The sequence below is a fragment of the Gordonibacter sp. RACS_AR49 genome (assembly GCF_030418435.1).
Lineage (GTDB): Bacteria > Actinomycetota > Coriobacteriia > Coriobacteriales > Eggerthellaceae > Gordonibacter > Gordonibacter urolithinfaciens.
This window is the reverse complement of record NZ_JAIUDM010000001.1, coordinates 852,964-870,563: the sequence shown is the minus strand read 5'-3', so window position 1 is coordinate 870,563 and position 17,600 is coordinate 852,964. Positions and strand designations below refer to the sequence as shown.

Annotated in this window: 15 protein-coding genes; 4 read left to right on the top strand and 11 right to left on the bottom strand. The window is 67.8% G+C overall.

The window, feature by feature from the left end; genetic code table 11:
* Nucleotides 1-312 precede the first annotated feature (312 nt).
* From LB310_RS03690 to LB310_RS03675, 4 genes are read left to right on the top strand one after another with little or no spacing between them, the layout of a single operon-like run.
* Nucleotides 313-690 (top strand): hypothetical protein, encoded by a 378-nt coding sequence (locus tag LB310_RS03690; protein ID WP_301154554.1) that lies wholly within the window; start codon nucleotides 313-315, stop codon nucleotides 688-690.
* Nucleotides 691-701: 11 nt separating this feature from the next.
* Nucleotides 702-1,898: a relaxase/mobilization nuclease domain-containing protein gene (locus LB310_RS03685; RefSeq protein ID WP_176878430.1), complete on the top strand. Its 1,197-nt coding sequence runs from the start codon at nucleotides 702-704 to the stop codon at nucleotides 1,896-1,898.
* A complete protein-coding gene (locus tag LB310_RS03680; RefSeq protein WP_301154553.1) occupies nucleotides 1,895-2,431 on the top strand; it encodes a hypothetical protein in 537 nt (178 codons plus the stop codon). Before LB310_RS03685 ends, LB310_RS03680 begins: the two co-directional genes overlap by 4 nt.
* A 55-nt stretch (nucleotides 2,432-2,486) precedes the next feature.
* A complete protein-coding gene (locus LB310_RS03675) occupies nucleotides 2,487-3,437 on the top strand; it encodes an FRG domain-containing protein (protein ID WP_301154552.1) in 951 nt (316 codons plus the stop codon).
* Nucleotides 3,438-3,616: 179 nt separating this feature from the next.
* Here the strand turns inward: LB310_RS03675 and LB310_RS03670 are convergent, their stop codons facing one another.
* From LB310_RS03670 to LB310_RS03620, 11 genes are all read right to left on the bottom strand, one after another.
* Nucleotides 3,617-7,498 (bottom strand): VaFE repeat-containing surface-anchored protein, encoded by a 3,882-nt coding sequence (locus LB310_RS03670; RefSeq protein WP_301154551.1) that lies wholly within the window; start codon nucleotides 7,496-7,498, stop codon nucleotides 3,617-3,619.
* Nucleotides 7,499-7,507: 9 nt separating this feature from the next.
* Nucleotides 7,508-7,996 carry a DNA gyrase gene (locus tag LB310_RS03665; protein WP_301154550.1) on the bottom strand — a complete coding sequence of 163 codons (489 nt, stop codon included), beginning with the start codon at nucleotides 7,994-7,996 and terminating at the stop codon, nucleotides 7,508-7,510.
* Nucleotides 7,997-8,082: 86 nt separating this feature from the next.
* A complete protein-coding gene (locus tag LB310_RS03660) occupies nucleotides 8,083-9,084 on the bottom strand; it encodes a type IV secretion system protein (RefSeq protein WP_301154549.1) in 1,002 nt (333 codons plus the stop codon).
* 9 nt (nucleotides 9,085-9,093) lie between these two features.
* Nucleotides 9,094-9,852 (bottom strand): hypothetical protein, encoded by a 759-nt coding sequence (locus LB310_RS03655; protein WP_301154548.1) that lies wholly within the window; start codon nucleotides 9,850-9,852, stop codon nucleotides 9,094-9,096.
* Nucleotides 9,853-9,873: 21 nt separating this feature from the next.
* On the bottom strand, nucleotides 9,874-11,562 hold the full coding sequence (locus tag LB310_RS03650; RefSeq protein ID WP_301154547.1) for an NlpC/P60 family protein: 1,689 nt from the start codon (nucleotides 11,560-11,562) through the stop codon (nucleotides 9,874-9,876).
* Nucleotides 11,559-13,958: a VirB4-like conjugal transfer ATPase, CD1110 family gene (locus LB310_RS03645; protein WP_301154640.1), complete on the bottom strand. Its 2,400-nt coding sequence runs from the start codon at nucleotides 13,956-13,958 to the stop codon at nucleotides 11,559-11,561. The genes LB310_RS03650 and LB310_RS03645 overlap by 4 nt, the downstream gene beginning before the upstream one ends.
* Before the next feature lie 76 nt (nucleotides 13,959-14,034).
* Nucleotides 14,035-14,442, bottom strand: coding sequence for a PrgI family protein (locus LB310_RS03640; protein WP_216529561.1), 408 nt, complete (start codon nucleotides 14,440-14,442; stop codon nucleotides 14,035-14,037).
* Between the two features lie 10 nt (nucleotides 14,443-14,452).
* Complete coding sequence (locus tag LB310_RS03635; RefSeq protein WP_176878043.1) at nucleotides 14,453-14,668, bottom strand: hypothetical protein; 216 nt, start codon at nucleotides 14,666-14,668, stop codon at nucleotides 14,453-14,455.
* Nucleotides 14,668-16,509, bottom strand: coding sequence for a VirD4-like conjugal transfer protein, CD1115 family (locus tag LB310_RS03630; protein ID WP_216529560.1), 1,842 nt, complete (start codon nucleotides 16,507-16,509; stop codon nucleotides 14,668-14,670). The genes LB310_RS03635 and LB310_RS03630 overlap by 1 nt, the downstream gene beginning before the upstream one ends.
* Complete coding sequence (locus tag LB310_RS03625) at nucleotides 16,506-17,087, bottom strand: hypothetical protein (RefSeq protein WP_176878045.1); 582 nt, start codon at nucleotides 17,085-17,087, stop codon at nucleotides 16,506-16,508. Before LB310_RS03625 ends, LB310_RS03630 begins: the two co-directional genes overlap by 4 nt.
* A gap of 191 nt (nucleotides 17,088-17,278) precedes the next feature.
* Nucleotides 17,279-17,569, bottom strand: coding sequence for a helix-turn-helix domain-containing protein (locus LB310_RS03620; protein WP_176878046.1), 291 nt, complete (start codon nucleotides 17,567-17,569; stop codon nucleotides 17,279-17,281).
* Nucleotides 17,570-17,600: the final 31 nt, after the last annotated feature.

The following is a 17,600-nucleotide window of genomic DNA, read 5'->3' as shown; positions in this document are numbered from 1 at the left end:
TTCGTTCTTAAGTCTCTTGGATTAAACAAAGCAAAGCAAGAGGCCTATTCCGTGTACACAGTCCCCGGAATAGCTCTTGGCCGCCCCGCCCGGCGCCGGTCCCGAAGCCCTCGGAGGAGGGCCGGGACGCGTCCCCTCCTTCGGAACGGAACGTCCCGAACCGGGGCGACGGGAGCGCAGCCCGCCTGCGGCTCGGCTACGCTCCATGCGGGGGATACCCCGCGCCCCTCGGGCGTCGGCCCGCCCCCGATTCCGAGGTTCGAGGAGGCGAGCCGGAAGATGGAAAGGCACCCGAAGCAGCTTCACGTGCGCATGTCCGACCGGGAGATGGAGTCCGCTAAAGGTCTCGCCCGCGAACTCGGCATGACGGTCTCCGACCTCGTCCGAGTCCTCCTGCAGCTGCCTGCGGAGGAGGTGCGAGGCGGGGCGAGGCTCGTCGTGGTCGACCGCACGACGGCGGCTCGGCTCTCCCGCGAGATGACGCGTTGGGGGCACCACTACAACCAGGCGGTCCACGCGCTCAACGCCATCGCGTACTATCTGAGGGCGAACGACATGGAGACCTCGGAGGTGGTCGAGGAGCTCTCCCGGGCGGAGCGCAAGCTCGCCGAAATGCAGCCCGGAGTCGAGTTGCTGAGGCGGACGGTTGTGGAGCTCTCCGGAAGCGTCCTCGCCGGGCTGGGGAGGTGAGGGGCGTGCCCATGCTCAAGGCGATATCGGGGCACACCTCGACCAGGGGGATCAGGCGGTACCTGACGAAGGAGGGCCGCGCGCTCGCCGAGGACTACATCAACCTCGAACCTTCTGTGCCGGGGAGGCCGTTCGACTGGGCCGAGGCGATGGACAGGACCCGGCGCCTGTACGGCAACAACTCCGCTTGGCGAGGGCGGCGCGCCCGCACCTACAAGCACTACGTCGTCTCCCCGGATCCCAAGGATCGCGTCTCGCTCGACGGGCTGCGCGCCCTCGCGACCGGATGGGCAAGGGAGTGCTTCCCGGACCACGAGGTCGCCATCGTCTACCACGACGACAACGCAGGAGGCATCCCGCACGCCCACGTCGTCGTCAACAACACGAACCTCGAGACGGGCCGCAGGCTCCAGGACCCGGACCCGAAGGCGCTCGCAAGATCCTTGCAGGGGGCGGCCGAGAGCCTAGGCATGTCGCCGCTGGAGGCGGTCCCGCGCTCGGGCGTCGCCGCTCGGGCGGAGCGCCGGCATCCGAGGCCTGCCGCCAGAACGCGCCGCGAAGAATATGTCGGACGCGCCGAAAAGGAGCTCTCCGACCGCGGGGAGTACTCGTGGGTCGCCGACATACGGGCCAGGGTGAGGGTGGCGCGCTCGGTGGCGAGGAGCGAGACGGAGTTCAGGAGCCTCCTCGGATCATTGGGCGTCACGGTGTCGGAGAACTCCCCCCACGCGCCGAGGCGAGACTGGGTGTACGCGTTCGCCGACCGGCCGTCACGCAGGGTGGGCGGAGAGCGGCTGGGGCTGTCCTACAGCCGGGAGAGGCTGGAGCCCGTCCTACGGGCAGGAGGAATCCGCAGGATAGCGGACGCCGGGGAGAGAGCGATAGCCGCAGCCGCCCGAAGCGCCGTAGAGCTGGGGAACCTCGAGGAGCTCAAGACCCTATCCGAGGCCGTGGCGCTCGTCGAATCGTCGAGGGCGATATGCGCCGCCGACCTCGACCGCCTGGCGGAGGACGGCCGAAACGCCGAGCTCGCGGCTTACGCGCGGCGCATCAGGATCCTCCCCGAGAAGCGCCCCGAGCCCCGGCTCGGCGCCGGACCTTCGAAGCCCGGGCGCAGAAGGGCGGCGGGGGGCCGTGAATCTGGCGGGGACGATTCCGTGGCAGCGGCGCGAAGCGCAGAAAGGCAGGAGAGAGGCGAGCAGAGATGATCCTGAAGGCGTACTACTCGGGAGGCCGCATCGACGTCTTCGACACCGACCACCATGTCGATGCCGCGCCGCAGAGGGGAAACCTCCTCGCCAACTACACGCTCGACCTGTCGGACGTCGCAGGAGACGGGCTCTGGCTGCGCTCCTACTATCACGAGGCGGCGGAGGCCTACCGCGAGGAGCCGGGGCCGACGGGCCTTCCCGTTGCCCGAAGGCGCGACGGGTGGAGCTTCCTCATCGCCGACGCCGACGACTTGGATCGCCTCAACCGTCTGACAGTTGATGGGGAGACTATCCTAGCGCGAATCGCCGGCGAACTCGTAGACATCGCCGCCCTTGCATGGGCGTACGACGTCTCGGAGGAATATCCCTCCTTGATTCTCTCCGCCCTTCGGTCCCCCAATCTCGTCTCGCCCGAAGGGGGCAAGGACATGTCAGAGGAGATAGGCGTCCCTCGTTCCGTTATCGAAGCGGCTTCGCGCGAATTCACATCAACAGACTCGAGCCTGACCCCGCACGAATGCCGATTCTAGGCCAATCATTGAGCTCTCCTTGCGCTCCAGCATCGCAAATCCACTATGATTCGAGATGTTCGACCACACGAAACGCTATCTTACGAAAGCAGGCGGCGCATTGGAGGCAATTAGACACATCACTCTGCCGGAACGTCTCAAGGAGCATTTCGGGGAAAACTCGATGTGGGCAGTCCGAAAAGGCATCCCTTTCAAGGTGAAATCCTTCTCCGAGCTCATCAGGGTGACGGCCGAGATTTCTTGCCACAACCCAAGCATCATGACGCTATACCGAGGCCAGCGGAACGATTGGGAGAACGACAAGGGCACCACGCTGTTTCCGTCGCTTTACAGATGGAACGGCGAGAAAGGGCCGGGGCGGGCCGAGATGAACGCCAGGCTGAACAGATTGAATAAAATGACAGTCGCGCTGTTGGAGACAGTCGAACAAGCCATAAAATGCGGCGAGATCGACGAGGCCTCCGTGAACTACCGGCAGCTATTGAGAAGGCCTGGGCTAGCATGGGCGGTACTTCAGCATTACGGCTACTGCCCGACGCCGTACCTCGATGTTACCCAATCGCTCAGGATGGCGTGCATGTTTGCTTTGGACGGCGCCCGGAAGCAGGACAGGCCGTGCGTCTACGTGCTCGGTTTCCCGTTCGTATACGACAAGTTCTTCAGGGACTCGAACGCCGAGCTTTCAGTAACCCGGCTTCTGAGCGCTATGCCCCCTGTTGCTAAAAGGGCGTATTACCAGGAAGGCTACCTAGTGGGGTCCGAGCTCGGCCTAACACGATACACTCCGAAACATGACGTTTCGCAGAGGCTGCTGGCGAAATTCGAGCTCACGGGAAACAGAGCTGAATGGCTTAGGGAGCTAAGCACATTCGCTCGCCAAGACGTCTACTCGGAGGACTTCTTCTCGCAGATAAGATCTCAGGTCGTCAGCAAGGTAGACAAAAGTAACGAGCAGCTCAGCGTTGACCTTCCTGCGCAACCCGAAAGGTTTCCCTCCCTCGGGTAATACGTTGAGACGGCAAAAAGATGGGGCCGTGCAGGGCGGCCCCATCTTGGCTCATTGCCTCCCTTTCTGCCTATCCCTTCTCGTCTCGCTCGCTTTCAGCCCCTACCTTGATGCAGGCGTAGGCGACGAGCGTGCACAGCCCCATGCCCATTCCAACCAGGTGCAGCAGGAAGGCCATCCTATTCGCCTTCCTCTTCGCTTTCGTGCGGCTTCTCGGGGGCGGGCCCGTCCGGACGGCGCGCCATGAGCGCGGCGCCGCCCGCCGTCAGGGCGGCGCCCACGAGGCAGGCAAGGGGGACAAGCGGCAGGGAGTCGCCTGTCTTGGGCAGCTTGCCGGCGGGAGTCGAGGGCTCGTTCGGCGTTTCGCCGGAAGGCTCTTCCGGCGTCTCGGAGGGCGGTTCGACCAGGTTCACGCTCTGGCCTCCGTCGTTGGGGTCCTTGTGCTCCGCGACGACCTCGCCGTCGAGCGTCAGCTCCTCGAACGCCACGACGGTACGCCCCTCGAGGCCCGTCCCATCGAAGCGGAAGACGACCTCGACCGACCCGTCGGCCTCCTCGGGCGTGAAGCGAACCTCGACCGTGAGGGGCGCGCCGTCCTCCTCCACGGGCTTCGCCGCGTCGCGGTCAACCAGCGTGCCTGTCAAGACGTACTCGACCCCGGGCTCGAGGTTCTCGTAGCGCACCTCGTCGACGATGGTCACGTCGTCGTCGGCTTGGGCCTCGTGGTCACCGTCGTCGCCGTCGGTCGCGGTTGTCCCGATTTCGGGAGAAGGCCCCGTGAAGCTCACGGTCTGCCCCTCGTCCTCGAGGTCCTCGTGGGAGGCGACCAAGGTGCCTTCGGAGTCGTAGAGCTTCTCGAAGACGACGGTGCTCCTGCCTTCGAGGGAGCTGGCGTCGAGCTCGAAGGAGACCACGGCGAACCCGCTTTCCCCCTCGGCGACGAAATCCGTCTTCGCCACGATCGCCCCGTCGCCGGTGTCCAGGGGCTCGCCCGTCTCCGGGTTCATGAGGACGCCCTCGACCCTGTAGGCCTTCCCTTTCTCGAGCCCGCTGTAGAAGACCTGGTCGTCGATGCGCGCGGTCCCGTCGGCGGACGCCATGTGGTCCCCGTCGGCGGCGTCGGTCGCCACCGTCCCGATCTCGGGCGCCGCCTCGACGGCCACCGTCTGGTCGGCGTCCAGGATGTCTGCGTGCTCGGCGATGACCTCGCCGTCGAGCAGGACCTCCTCGAACACCACTATGTCGATCCCGGCAAGCCCGGACGCGTCGAACTCGAATTCCACCTTCACCGTGCCCGAGGGGGAGATGGGCGCGAACGTCTTCTCGGCGACGACCTGCTCGCCGTCGACGACGAGGGGCTCTCCCGTTGCCTTGTCGACCAGTCCGCCGCGCGCCGTGAGCTCCTCGAGGGGCATGTTGGCGTACGAAACCTCGTCGACGATGACGGCGTCTCCTGAGGGCGCGATGGAGTGGTCGCCGTCGGCCTTGTCGAGCGCCACCGTGTCGATTCTCGGCTCGGGGACGTCGTCCACTGTCCCCAGGTCTATGTCCATCGGGGTTTCGGTGGTGTCCCGGTTCACGTTGAACGCGTCGGACCAGAGGGCGTACCCCTCGTTCGCCTCGCAGCGCATCTCCTCGATCGTGTACTCGCCGTAGGGAAGCGCGCCGAGGGAGTCGTCGGGCGCGGCCTGCGAGCCGTGCTCGCCCGTTCCGAACCACATGCCGGAGCCTTCGACGATGTCCTCCGAGTCGATGTAGTCCTCGTAAATGAGGGCGTCGTTCGCGTTCACCGACTCCTCGCGGCTGCGCCATTCCGAAGACGTGGACAGCATGCCGTTCCTGTCGGTGACGGCGACGTGGGCCTCGCCGGTGGTGACGTTGGTGATGAGGAACGGGACGAGCCCGAGCTTCTCTCCGTGGACGGTCCCCTTCTTCTGGAGATGCATGTCGTGGCGCACCACCTGGTCGCTCCACAACAGCGCTCCGCCGTCCACGTCCGAGGTCACCACGATGCCGTCGCCGCGGACCTCGAACGTGCGGGGCCCGCCGTCGGTGAGCAGGTAGCTCTCGTTGGTCGCCGTCTCGGCGACGGTGTAGGTGCCGTAGGGCAGCGCGTCGGACGCGGTCTGCGCGGTGTAGGCCTGGGCCTCGGGATTCCACGCCGTCTCGATGACGGCGACGACGCTGCCCGTGGGATAGTAGGTCCCGCCGACCATGACGCCGTGCTCGGACACGTTGGTGATGGTGAACCCGATCCCCTCGAGGGAGGCTCCGAGATACCCGTCGTCGGCCAGGCTCGAGTGGTCGGCTCCGCCTAGGGCCTCGCTCTCCCCGAGCTCGAGGTCGTTCTTCTGCACCTGGACGCCGCCGCGGACGACCTCGTTGAGGATGCCGTCGGCCTCCACGAGCTGGTCGAACTGCCCGTCCTCGCGGATCTCGACCACGTGGCTCACGATCCCCTCGCCCGTGTAGCCCTCGGGCGCTTTCGTCTCGACGACCTCGTAGGTGCCGTAGGGCAGCGCGCGCACGCCGGTGCTGGCGGTCCAGGCGTCGAGGGAGGCGTTGTACTCGGTCGAGAGAACCGCGACGACCCCGTCGGGGTCGACCATCTCGCCGTCCTGCAGCTCTCCGTCCCCGTTCCCGTCGTACCAGACGGCGGCGTCGGAGCGGTTGTAAAGCGTGAACTCGGCGCCTTCGAACGTGGCGTCGCCCTGGGCGTAGTTCCAGAACGTGCCGTCCTCGTGCTCGTAGCGCTCGGCGTCGCCCTTGCCGATGATGAGGCCGCCGCGCTGCACGAGCTCGCCGAACTCGCCTTCGGGCGACACCTCGATGACCGCGTAGCCCGCCTGCGCCATCTCGGCGGTCACCTCGATGCGGTGGACCTCCCGGTCGAGCAGGTATCCGTCGGAGGGGGACACCTCCCTGATCTCCACCTCCCCGAGGGGCAGGCCGTCGAACACGATGGAGCCGCCGGCAGTCGTTCCCTCGACGGTCTCCGTCTCGCCGCCCCGATCGAAAGAGGCCTGGTAGACCGCCCCGTCGAGAGTGGCGTCGCCCTGGGCTGCGGGCGCGCCGGTCTCGGCGTCGACCTTCTTCAGCACTATGCGCGCGGTGATGGGCGGCTCTTCCGACGAGAAGGTGTAGTCGTTGTCGGGGGAGACCTCGTGCACCTCAGAGTCGAGGGCGTATCCGGGGGAGGGGCTCACCTCCTTGGCGTAGAACGTCCCCCTCGTCGCGCCCAGGCTCCCCGACTCGCCGGAGCCGTCGGCGCCGGTCGTGATCGTAGCCACGCGGTTCGCGCCCGCTTCCGCGTCGGCGGCGCTGCGGTAGATGCCGTAGACCGCGCCGGCGAGCGAGTAGTCGGGGTCCTGCTGCGCCCACGACTCCGAGGCCGCCTTGGCGACTTTGACCGTCGTGCTGTACGTGAACGAGAGGATCACCTGCGTCGACGCGCCCGTGTAGAGCATGAAGGGCTCGAAGGACGAGGGCACCTCGCCCGTCCGGGAGGCGATGAGCCTGCCCGTCGCGTCCTCGTTGGAGACGGCGCCGGAGTCGTCGAAGCCCAGGACGTTCCAGGCGACCCAGTCCCGGAACGCCTCGGAGCAGCCGTACATCGCGTAGTTGCCGTCGCTCGAATAGGTGTCCGCCATGAGGATGTGCGCGAGCGCCGTGTACCGGTCGGGGGTCATGGCGCTCCCGTCGACCCAGCTGCCGGGCCAGAGGGACGCGTCGAACCCGGGTGATCCGTACGAGAACCACATGTCGGCGGCGAGCTCGGCGGTGCGTCCGCTCGCAGCGGAGAGGGCCTGCTTGGGATACGATCCCGCCCCCGGGGTCGCCATCGAGGGGTTGCCGCACCATGCGGCCTGCCCGTCGACCTCGAACCAGTTGGTGAAATACGAGTCGTAGCTGATGGTCCTGCCCACGGTCAGGTTCCCCGACTCCGCCGCGTACGCGCGCTGCGCGCCCGCGGCGGGCGCCGTCATGCCGATCACGAGGAGGAGGGCGAGGAGGATCCTCGCCGCCGTGCCCGCCCTCGCCGCTTTGGTTGCTTGTCCCATCTTCTCCTCCTATCTCGCGTCACGGGCGAAAGGGCGCGCGCCGCCCCGCTCCATGCTCTCGGAGGCTCCCTTCGCCTCCGCGGCCCGCTCTGCCAGGCCCCTTCCGTCGCGTGCGTTCTCCTCCGCGTAGCGCTTCCTCGCCTCCGAGAGCGCGTCCTTTATCTGGGAGGGCGTGACCGTCACGGTCTCCTTCTGCCGCCGGCCGTCCTCTCCGAGGATCGGCCTGCCTTCGGCGTCGAGCACCGATCTGCTCAGGCGCACCTCCCGGTCCGCGAGGAGCGGCACGTCCCTCCAGTGCTCCCCGCGGAACCTCGAGGGGTTCACGTAGAGCGGGCTGAACTCGTAGCCGCCGACGTCCCTGCCGTCGATGACGGTGTCGGGGGGCAGGCGGACGACGTTGAACGACCTCTGCTCGCCCGTCCTCCTGTCCGTGTACTGGATTCCCTCGCGGACGAACGCCTCGTGGAGCGAGACGTAGACGTTTTTCTTCTCTGCCATTTCTTCTCCTTTCCGATGCTGTCTTTCGCGGCCGGCGCCTTCCGCCGGCCGCCCTCAGGGCGAGCGGGACGGGGGCTTCACCCCGATCACCCGCCCAGGATGTCGCGCGCCCATGCGCCGCTCTTCACGAGCGAGAGGATCAGGAGCACGCACATCGCCAGGTACTGGAGCGCGTAGGACAGGCCGCCGACGATGGAGTCGACCACCGGAGCGCCGACGCTCGCGGCGTTGAGCCCGCCCAGGACGATGGGGAACGAGACGAGGAGCACGAGGATGATGATCCCGGCGAGGCAGACGGCGGCGAAGTTCTTCAGGTACCCGACGCCCATCTGCCTCGTCTCGTCGAGCGAGACGAGGGCGAGCGGGATGGGGCTGAACGCGGCCATCACGTAGATCTGGATGGCGCGCGCCCAGCTCACGACGAGCGCAACCACGTAGGCGACGATGACCACCAGCCAGCTCACGAGGGCGACGACGAGCATGGCGACCAGCGCCGCGACGTCGTCGTCCGTCGTCGTGATCGACACGGCCTCGAGGTCGAGCTCGGATCCGGTCCCGAAAAGGCCCGTCACGCGGTCTATCGCGAGCTGGACCACCTGGTAGACCGCCTGCATGAGGTCGAAGCTGTTCTGGATCAGGAACAGGAACACGGCGAAGAAGACGAGCATGAACACGACCTCCTTGACCCCGGGCATGCTCGCGTTGCCGTCCATCCGCTGCGACACCTTGATGAGCTGGACGGTGAACACGAACGAGAGCATGCCGCAGCCGATGGGCAGGATCGCCGCCTCCCACACGCCGCGCACGAGGTCGTACATCGTCACGTCGCCCGCGCTCCCGAGCATCTGCGCGAAGTCCGCCGCGAGCACCCCGTCCGTGCCGATCGACCTGAGCATGTCGGTCTGCCCGGCGAATATCCAGTTGCAGGTGTCCCGCAGCACCCCGCACAGCCATGCGTTGATGTCCTCCGCGATCCCCGCGAACGCAGGCGCCGGGAGGGCGAGGGATACGGCGCACGCGAGGACGGTGAGGGAGAACGCGATCGAGAACCCGCGGCTCCCGACGGCCTTCGCGATCGTCTCTCTCATCGTCGCCCCCTAACCTAGGACGGTGAACTCGCCGGACCGGTAGACCGCGGCGACGATCGTCGAGGCGTCGTCGTCCAGATGGAACGTGGCGCTGACGCGCCCGCCGGCTATGTCGACGAAAACCTCCCCGTCGAAGGTGGCGCTCGCGGCGGTGGGCGCGTGCCCGGCGGCCCATTCGGAGATCGCCGCCGCTAGCTCGTCGGTCCTGCCGTCCACCAATGACGGGTAGGGCTCGGCGAGCCCCGTCACCTCGACCGCCCCGCCGGGCGTCGCCGCCAGGACGTACCTCCCGGAAAGGGAGAACCCGTCGCACGCGACCGAGGGGGTCCCGCCGTCCTCGTCCAGGACGATCGTGGCCGACCTGCCCGCGGCGTCCCCGTCCTTCAGCAGCAGGACGTCGAGCCAGCGCTGGGCGCCCGAAGACCCCGACCCCTCCACCTCGAACGCGGTCATCGAGACGGAGGCCCCGTCGGATTCGACGAAGGACCCCTCGCGGAAGGCGAGCGTCTTGCCCGAGCCGTCGGCCGCTGTCCACGCGCTGCCCCGCAGTTCCTCCAGGACGGCGGCAGCCTCGTCGGGCCCCTTCTCGGCTTCGGTCCCCATCTCCGGGCCCTCCTGCTCGGCGGGCTGTTCGACCGAGGCCGCGGGAGGGTCGGCGTCGGCCTGGCCCGCGGTATGCGCGATGGAGCAGCGCACCGCCGTCGTCGCGACGACTATCGCGACCATGCCGATGGCCGCGGCGAGCATCGCCTTGTTCTTCCTCTGCATGGGAGTCCTCCTGTCTCTTGGCTATCTGTAGCGGACGGCGCAGGTGAAGTAGGCGATCCCTGTCGCCCGCCTGCACACGTCCCCCGGCCTGGGCTCGTGGATGTACTCGTCTCCGCCCACGTAGATGGCGACGTGGCCGGGGCGCCAGAGGATGTCCCCCGGCTCCGCCTCCGAGAGGGGGACGCGCTTTCCCGACGCGGCCTGGTCCTCGGAGTATCGGGGTATGTCGATGCCCGCCTGCGCGTAGCACCATTGGGTGAGCCCCGAGCAGTCGAGTCCGACCCCGGGGATCGACCCTCCCCACACGTAAGGCACCCCCAGCTGGCTTTCCGCCGCGGCGACGATCGCGTCGCCGTCGGCGGCGCCCGCCCTGAAGTCCTCCAGGCTCATCCCGTCGAAGCGCCTGAGGCCGTATTCGTCCATCGCCGCCTTGAGCGCCTCGACGTAGCTCGACGAGGTCGCGTACCCCGCGTCCTTCAGCCCCTCGGCCATCCTGTCCGAGTCGCACGAGGCCATGGCCTCCCGGATGAGGGCGTTGCCGACGTAGGGGGGACCGGACAGGAGGACGCGCGAGCGGAACACGATGCAGTCGCGATGGCTCTTGAACGTCGTGAAGTCGGCCATAACGCCCACGACCTGGCCTCCGACCTCCTCGCTCGTCTCCCACGAGCTCTTGCCCGCGACTTCGGGGCACCCGAGGAACGAGGGGGACCACTTGATGCCGAAGAGGTTCTTGTCGCGCTCGGCGAGGGCCGAGAGGCCGTCGCCCTGCCCGCTTTCGCAGATGATCTGCGCGAGGGTGCAGCCCGCCGGGTGCCCGTACTCCTCCTGGCACTCGAGCGCGGCCTCCACCATCTCCACCGTCATGTACGGAGGCAGCCCCTCGAGCGAAGCCTTCGAAGCCGCGTCGCTCCAGAACCCGAAGACCGCGCTCGCTATCTGGGAGACGGCCAGCGCTGCGAGGACGAAGCACAGCACGCCGGACAGGATCCCCGCAAGGGGGCCGGCCGCGGCCGCGGCCGCCGCGGCGGCCTTGCCCCCTCCCCCCTTCGCCGCGGCGCGGGCGGCGAAGGCCCTGCGGGGCTCCCTCCCGACCGCCTGGAGCGCCGCCCTCGGCCTTCCGGGCCGCCGGCGCGCCGCCTTCTCCGCGGCCCGGCCGCGACGCAGGGCTCGCCCTTCCCCGGCCAGGCTCCCTCTCGCCCCTTCTCCGCTTCGGACGGCGCCGGTCTCGCGGGAGGGGGCCGCCGCGCGCGCCTTGCCGGCCACCCTCCACGCGCCCTTCCCGGCACGGACGGCGTCCGGCGCCCCTTCGAGCTCGTCGGATTCCTCCGCCTCCCTTTCGGCGGCTGCGGCGATCGCTTTCTTCAGGTACGCGGTCGCCGTCGGGGCGGGGGCGCGGCGCTGCCTCCCTTCCTCGCGGTCGTCCGCCGGCAGCCCGTTTTCGACCGGCGCCCGCTCGGGCCGCCGCTTCCGCCTTGCGGCCGAAGGCGACGCGGGCCGGCGGGACCTTCCGAGGCCCGTACTGGCCGCCTTGCCCCCGTGCGCCGGGACGGCGAACCTCTCCTCGCCTGACACCAGGCCTGCGCTCACCGCGTCGGTCCTGCCGGACGATGCGACTCCTTCGGCGCCGGCCCCTTCGGCCCTGACGGGAGGGTCCGGCGGGGCGCCGCCCGACGCCGCGGGCTCGAAGCTGCGGGTTTCCCTGGTCACGTCGCGCTCACCCCGCCGTCTTTCCTCCGCCTGCTCTCGGCGCGCCTTCTGAACCCCTCCTCGCGCTTGCGCGCCGCCACCTCGTCGGGCTTCGTGTTGAACAGGTCGTAGAGGGACCCCTTGGGGAAGCTGTCCTTCAGGGGGACGCGCGCGCCGCCCGCGATGAGCAGCCCCTCGCCCGCCCTGACCGACTCGTCTATGTAGGACGCCTCCTGGGCGCTCATGTCGAGCAGATCGGTCCAGGCGCGCCTGTCGAGGGGCGACTGCTTGTGGAGGAGGATGAAGTCGGAGTTGAGGACCATGTTCCGGGCCTCCTCGTGGTCGAGCATGTAGACGCTGTTCTGGGTGATGCCCGTGGCGATGAGGTTGAACTTGCGACCTTCGGCCCAGAAGCGGCTGAAGTACGCGATGATCGAGGGGTGGCCGAACAGGCTCTGCACCTCGTCGATGTAGAGCCAGGTGGTGACGCCGCGATCGAAGTTGCGGTACATCCGGTTGCGCACGCACTCGAGGACCGTGATGATCCCGAAGGCGCGCATGTTCTCGGAGAGGTCCCTGAAGTCGACGTTGGTGATGCGCCGGTCGAACGTCACGTTCGAAGGGCGGTTGAAGAAGGAGAGCGCGCCCTCCACGTAGCGCTCGTAGCGCAGGGCTATGTCCCGGGCCTCCGGCTCGGGCTGCGCCTTCAGGATGCGGTGGAAGTCCCCGAGAAGGGGGATGCGCCCCTCCTCGTCCGCGTCGCGGTATGCCCGCTCGACGCAGCGGCTGATGATGGACTTGTCGGCCTCCGGGAGCCCTTGGTCCCCCTCGGCCATGGTCGCGCTGGACAGCGCCAGGAAGGCGTCTATCTTGAAGGCCATCTGGGCGGAGCGCGACTGATGGGCGACGTCGGAGAGGTCGAACGGGTTGAGATGCGTGTCCGCGTCGGGGGCGAACCGCATGCACTCCCCGCCGTTCGCCTCGACCACGGGAGAGTACTCCCCGGCGGGGTCGAGGACGATGATCTCGTCCTCGGGGTACGCGAGGATGGTGTTCTCTATCTCGCGCTTGACGGAGAACGACTTCCCCGATCCGGGCTTGCCGGCGACGAAGCCCATGGGGCTCGCGAGCCTCTTCCGGTTGCACAGGACGAGGTTCGAAGACTGCTTGTTCTGCCCGTAGTAGCCTCCTCCCTCGTGCGAGAGCTCCTGCGTCGCGAAGGGCATCTGTATGGCCACCTGCGCGGTGGTCATCATCCGGGAAACCTCGACGTGGTTGTGCCCGAGGGGAAGGATGGAGTTCAGGCCCTCGCGCTGGCGGTAGTCGAGGGCGTCCGCCTCGATCGAGTTGCGCCGCGCCGTCGACACGATCTGCATCACCTGCTCGTCGAGCCCCTCCCTCGTCGGCGCGTACGTGTACACGAGCCCCGTGTAGGCGTAGAGCCTCTGGTTCTTGTTCTGGAGATGGTCGAGCAGGTCCTCCGCCTCCTCCTTCGAGTATTTGAGCTCGGAGGGCAGTATCTGGAAGTCGTACCCCTTCTTGACCGCCCCCATCTGCTCGTCGATGATCTCCTTGTCCATCCATGCGATCCGCTTCTTCACGAAGGCGACCGCCTTCGACTTGTCCATGGCCTGGACGTGGAGGGTGATCGCGAGGGGGACCGGCAGGTCGATGATGTCGGCGAGGCAGCGGTCCGACAGCTCGCTGCCGAACCTGCCGAGCACGAGGACCTGGCACCACGTGTCGCCGGATTTGAAGCAGGAGGCGCTGCCTTCGGGCTTGAAGTCGAGGGAGGAGGGGCACACGAAGTCCTTCGTCGTGAGCCCTCCTCTCGCGCCGACCGCGTCCCAGGAGAACAGGTTCGGCTTCCCGGGGCGCAGCAGCCCGTTCAGGACGCCGATGCGCTCGGCTCCCGAGAGGGTTCGGGAGGAGCTTCTCATCTTGGCGAGGGTCTGCTCCGCGTCCCCGCGCATCCGGGCGAGCCTCGGGACCGCCGCGTCGACGGAGGGCGCGCCCACGGCGAAGGTGAGGTAGCGCTCCCTGACCAGGTTGGACACGCCTTCCCGCATCTTGTCGTTGAGTATCCGGTTGTACTCCTCCGCGTACGCCGCAGTCTGCGGGTCGTCGGTCGGGAAGAACCTCTTCGTCCCGATCTCCTCGGCGGGAATGGGGCGGTTGACCACGGTGAGCTGCACGCAGCTGTCGGCGCCGAAGTAGTCGAACAGCTGGCACCATCCGGAGAAGATGGCGCGCTGGCTCTCCTCGCGGGCGGACTGGTAGCTGATGTCCTCGAACGCCATCGTCTGGCTGAAAAGCCCTTCCTCGACCTGCGCGATCCCGTCGGGGTACATCAGGTCGTAGCCTATGGCGGAGTAGACGTCCCGGGCCGCGCGGCGCATCCTCCTCTTCTCCGACATCCGCCCCGTGAGCTCGCGCTCCTGCTCGGCGATGCGGCGCTCGAGGGATTTCCCCCTGGCGGCGCCTTTCCGCCCCCTACTCTTTCCGGCCACGCTTCTCGGCCCCCTTCCTCCTGCTCCTCCTGCGCGCCCTGCGGTCCACCCGCCGGCACGCGATTCCCCCGGCCGCCTCCCAGGGCCTGCTTCCCGTCGAGTACACGAGCACGCCGTCGGACAGCGCATGGCGCGCGAGCATCGCCAGGTACCTCTCCGCCGTGAGGCCCTTCGGGCGCCAGAAGCCCATGAGCCAGAAAGGCATCGATGCCGCCATGACGGGCAGCGTCGCCGCGTCCACCGGCACCCCCAGCGCCAGGTTGAGCGCCGCCGCCGTCGCCACGGAGGACGCGAGCCCCCCGGCGGTGCACGCGAGCGTTCTCGCCGAGAGCTTGCCGACGACCTTCTCCGTGTACTCCCCGATGTCCTTGTGGACCGCCACGCTCAGCATCGGGTCGCCCCTACGCGGGAAGCCAGCTCGTGTCGAGCATGCCGAAGTAGACGGCGGCGGCGATGATGATCGCGCCGCCGGCGATGGTCGATATTGCGCTCGCTATGGATGCGCCGCCCTGCTGCTCGCGGATGGCGAGGCCGAGCGAGACGGCGCCCCATACGATGAGGAAGCCCCCCAGGAAGGTCACGCATCCCGAGACCAGGTTGATGATGTTCGCCAGCATCAGGCATCTCTCCTTTCCATGTATTCCGAGTAGTCGAAGGGCAGGCGGTGCGACGCCCCGGGATGCCCCGGGTACACTTCGCGCCACCTCCGGTGGTCCTCGATGTCGAACTTGCGATCCCTCAGCGGGTTCGCCCCCGCGATGAGGACGATCGCCTCGTCGCGGGGCAGCCTCGCCACCTCGGAGGGCTGCACGAGGTCTCGCTCGAGGGTGCTCCAGTTCCGGGTCGACGAGGCGGACTGGCCGCGGCTCTCGTTCCACGTGACGGTCGACACGGTCTCCTTTCCCACCGACTCGGAGATCTCCTTCGCCGTCTCGTTCGACTTCCCGCCGAGGAACAGCAGGGTGTCGCAGCAGTCGACGATCGTCGCCGCGTTGTCCTTGTAGGCGGCTTTGAGCTGGGAGAGAGACTGGAGCCCGAATGCCATCGAGATGTTGCGGCTGCGCACGACCGCCACCATCCGCTCGACGTCGGGCAGCCGCCCGATGTTGGCGAACTCGTCCATGAGCAGCGTCACCGGCACGGGAAGCGAGCCCCCGTATTCGACGAGGGCGCGCTTACAGAGGATGCTCATCGTCTGCCAGAGCATGATCGAGAACAGGAACGAGTAGAGGGAGGAGGTGTCGGACATGACGGCGAACACCGCCCGTCTCCCTTCGGCGTCGCCGAGCCGGTCGAGCTCCATCTCGTCGCGGCTGACGAGCTCGCGCACCTGGGGTATGGCGAAAGGCTCCATGCGCGTGTTGCAGGAGACCAGGATCGACTTCAGGGTCTTTCCCGCGGCGTCCTTGAACATCTTGTAGTGGAGGAGGGCGAAGTCCGAGTCGACGGGGACGGGCTCGGCGACCTTGACCCACCGGCAGGAGCCTGCCGGGTCGTAGGAGGCCCTCCTCGTCGGGTCGAAGCCCTGGCCGTCGCCGCCGAACGCCGCGACGCAGCGCATCCCGGTCTCCACCTCCTCGAAAAGCAGGTCGAGCGGGCTGCGGTACGATTCGTCCGACTCCTTCGCCTTCGCGAGGGAGAGCAGGGTGACCACCCCCGACAGCGAGCAGTCCTCGGGCGGGCAGCGGTACACCAGGTACCCGATGAGCGCCACGTAGAGGAGCCTCTCGGCGTTCTCCCAGAAGGGGTCTCCTGCGTGCTCGCGGTCTCCGGTCGTGTTCTCTATGAGGCAGGACACGAACTCGAGGATGTCCGCCTCGTCGCGGATGTACGCCAGGGGGTTGTAGTGGAGGGACTTGGAGAAGTCGACCGTGTTGAACGCCAGTATCTTGTATCCCGCGGCTTCGAGCATGTGCCCCATCCGGGGCAGCGTCTCGCCCTTCGGGTCGGTCACGAGGTAGTTCGAGTTCAGCTGCATGATGTTGGGCTCGAAGAACCCCCTCGTCTTCCCGGAGCCGGAGCCGCCCACCACGAGCACGTTCCGGTTGCGCTCGAAGCGTCGGTCGTGGTCGGGCCGGTCCATCGCCATCCCGAAGTGCTTCGTGAGGACGATGTTTCTGTCGGGGTCCTCGAGGTTCATGAATCGTCTGCCCTCGCGGACGGTGCCCCAGCGGGCGCTGCCGTGCTCCTCGCCCTGCCGCTCCGGGTTCCCGTGCGTGAGCGACCACGCCCAGGCGCACCACACGGCGCAGGCGGCCACGAGCCCCGTCGCGAGCGCGGCAGCCTCGAGCGAGAGGGGGCCGTGTCCTAGCAGAAAGGAAGGAAGGCGCTTGGCCGCTTCCGTGAGGTTGGACGCGGGGCTGCCCGGAAGCGAGAGCAGGCATGCGGCGTACGAGTTCCCGAGGAGGAAGGCGGCGATGGAGGCGAGGGCTGCCGCCATGATTCGTGCAGTCGTCATCTCGCCCGCACCTCCTGCATGCGGGGTCCTCGCGTTGCAGCGCGCGTGGTGGCGCCCTCTGCCTCGAGGGCCGACGCCGCCGCGCGGGCCTGCCCAGCGCGCGCCTCGAGCGGACGCTCGTCCCGTGCCCCGGCGGCCTCGCGGGCTTCCCGCTTGGCGAGTTCCGCAGCCGCGCGCTCGCACGCCGCGTCGGTCTCGCGCGAGAGCTCGTCGAACGAGAGCCACACTTCCCTGGCGTCCGCGACGCGGAACAGAAGGTGCTCCCTACCCGTGGCGGGCTCGACGAACCACGCCGAGTCGACGGCGTGCGCCCTGAGCTTCGCCTCGATGATCCCCTTGATGCCGGCATAGTCCTCGATCTCCTGAAACTCGGCCATGTCGAGCTTCGCCCATTCGGCGGGCTTCTCGCGGGCATCGCCTTCCCCCGCGGCTCCGCGCGTCGCGGCCGTGGCGTTCTCGAACGCGCTCCGCATCCGCCTCGCACGGTCGTACATCGCCCTCTCGCCCATGCGCTCCCCGAAGCGCGCGAAGTCCTCTATCATCTTCTCTCCGGCGTCGTCGCCGTAATCGCTCGCCATTCTCGGCCCCTTCCGCATCGGCGGAAGGTCGCGCCTCCCGCTTCCTCAAACAGATTGCTCGCCATGCCTCGGGCATGGCGAAGGCGGTGGGAAGGCCGATGGCGCGAAAATGCAGGGCAGGGCTATGAGTGCCGAGAGGGCGGCGGTCTGGGCGGTATGCCTGGCAGCGCGGTCCATGCGGCACCTCCTCGCTAGAATCGGAAAGGGCCCGCATGGCTCGCCGGCCCGTAGTCCTCCGCCATCCTCCTGCGTGTTTCGGCCAGGTCGCTCGCCTGCTCCTTCGTGAGGAAGCAGGCGAGGCTCATGTCCATGACCGCGCAGAGGCGGACGAACTCGTCGACGTGCATAGAGCGCTGCCCGTTGAGGACGTACCAGAGGCGCTTTCTGTCCACATTGATTCGGCGGGCGAGTTCGGCCACGCTGATGCCGCGGTCCTGTCGCGCCCGCTCTATCCTTGCGACTATGAGATTGGCCTGGTTCAACCGCTTCCCCGCTCTGAAAATTTCTTTCGTG

Excerpts from the sequence above, each read along its gene's own strand:
- LB310_RS03640 (WP_216529561.1), bottom strand. The coding sequence starts at position 14,442 with ATGCTGAGCGTGGCGGTCCACAAGGACATCGGGGAGTACACGGAGAAG.
- LB310_RS03625 (WP_176878045.1), bottom strand. The coding sequence starts at position 17,087 with ATGGCGAGCGATTACGGCGACGACGCCGGAGAGAAGATGATAGAGGAC.
- LB310_RS03670 (WP_301154551.1), bottom strand. The coding sequence starts at position 7,498 with ATGGGACAAGCAACCAAAGCGGCGAGGGCGGGCACGGCGGCGAGGATC.
- LB310_RS03655 (WP_301154548.1), bottom strand. The coding sequence starts at position 9,852 with ATGCAGAGGAAGAACAAGGCGATGCTCGCCGCGGCCATCGGCATGGTC.
- LB310_RS03690 (WP_301154554.1), top strand. The coding sequence starts at position 313 with ATGTCCGACCGGGAGATGGAGTCCGCTAAAGGTCTCGCCCGCGAACTC.
- LB310_RS03630 (WP_216529560.1), bottom strand. The coding sequence starts at position 16,509 with ATGACGACTGCACGAATCATGGCGGCAGCCCTCGCCTCCATCGCCGCC.
- LB310_RS03680 (WP_301154553.1), top strand. The coding sequence starts at position 1,895 with ATGATCCTGAAGGCGTACTACTCGGGAGGCCGCATCGACGTCTTCGAC.
- LB310_RS03645 (WP_301154640.1), bottom strand. The coding sequence starts at position 13,958 with ATGTCGGAGAAGAGGAGGATGCGCCGCGCGGCCCGGGACGTCTACTCC.
- LB310_RS03635 (WP_176878043.1), bottom strand. The coding sequence starts at position 14,668 with ATGCTGGCGAACATCATCAACCTGGTCTCGGGATGCGTGACCTTCCTG.
- LB310_RS03685 (WP_176878430.1), top strand. The coding sequence starts at position 702 with ATGCTCAAGGCGATATCGGGGCACACCTCGACCAGGGGGATCAGGCGG.
- LB310_RS03675 (WP_301154552.1), top strand. The coding sequence starts at position 2,487 with ATGTTCGACCACACGAAACGCTATCTTACGAAAGCAGGCGGCGCATTG.
- LB310_RS03660 (WP_301154549.1), bottom strand. The coding sequence starts at position 9,084 with ATGAGAGAGACGATCGCGAAGGCCGTCGGGAGCCGCGGGTTCTCGATC.
- LB310_RS03665 (WP_301154550.1), bottom strand. The coding sequence starts at position 7,996 with ATGGCAGAGAAGAAAAACGTCTACGTCTCGCTCCACGAGGCGTTCGTC.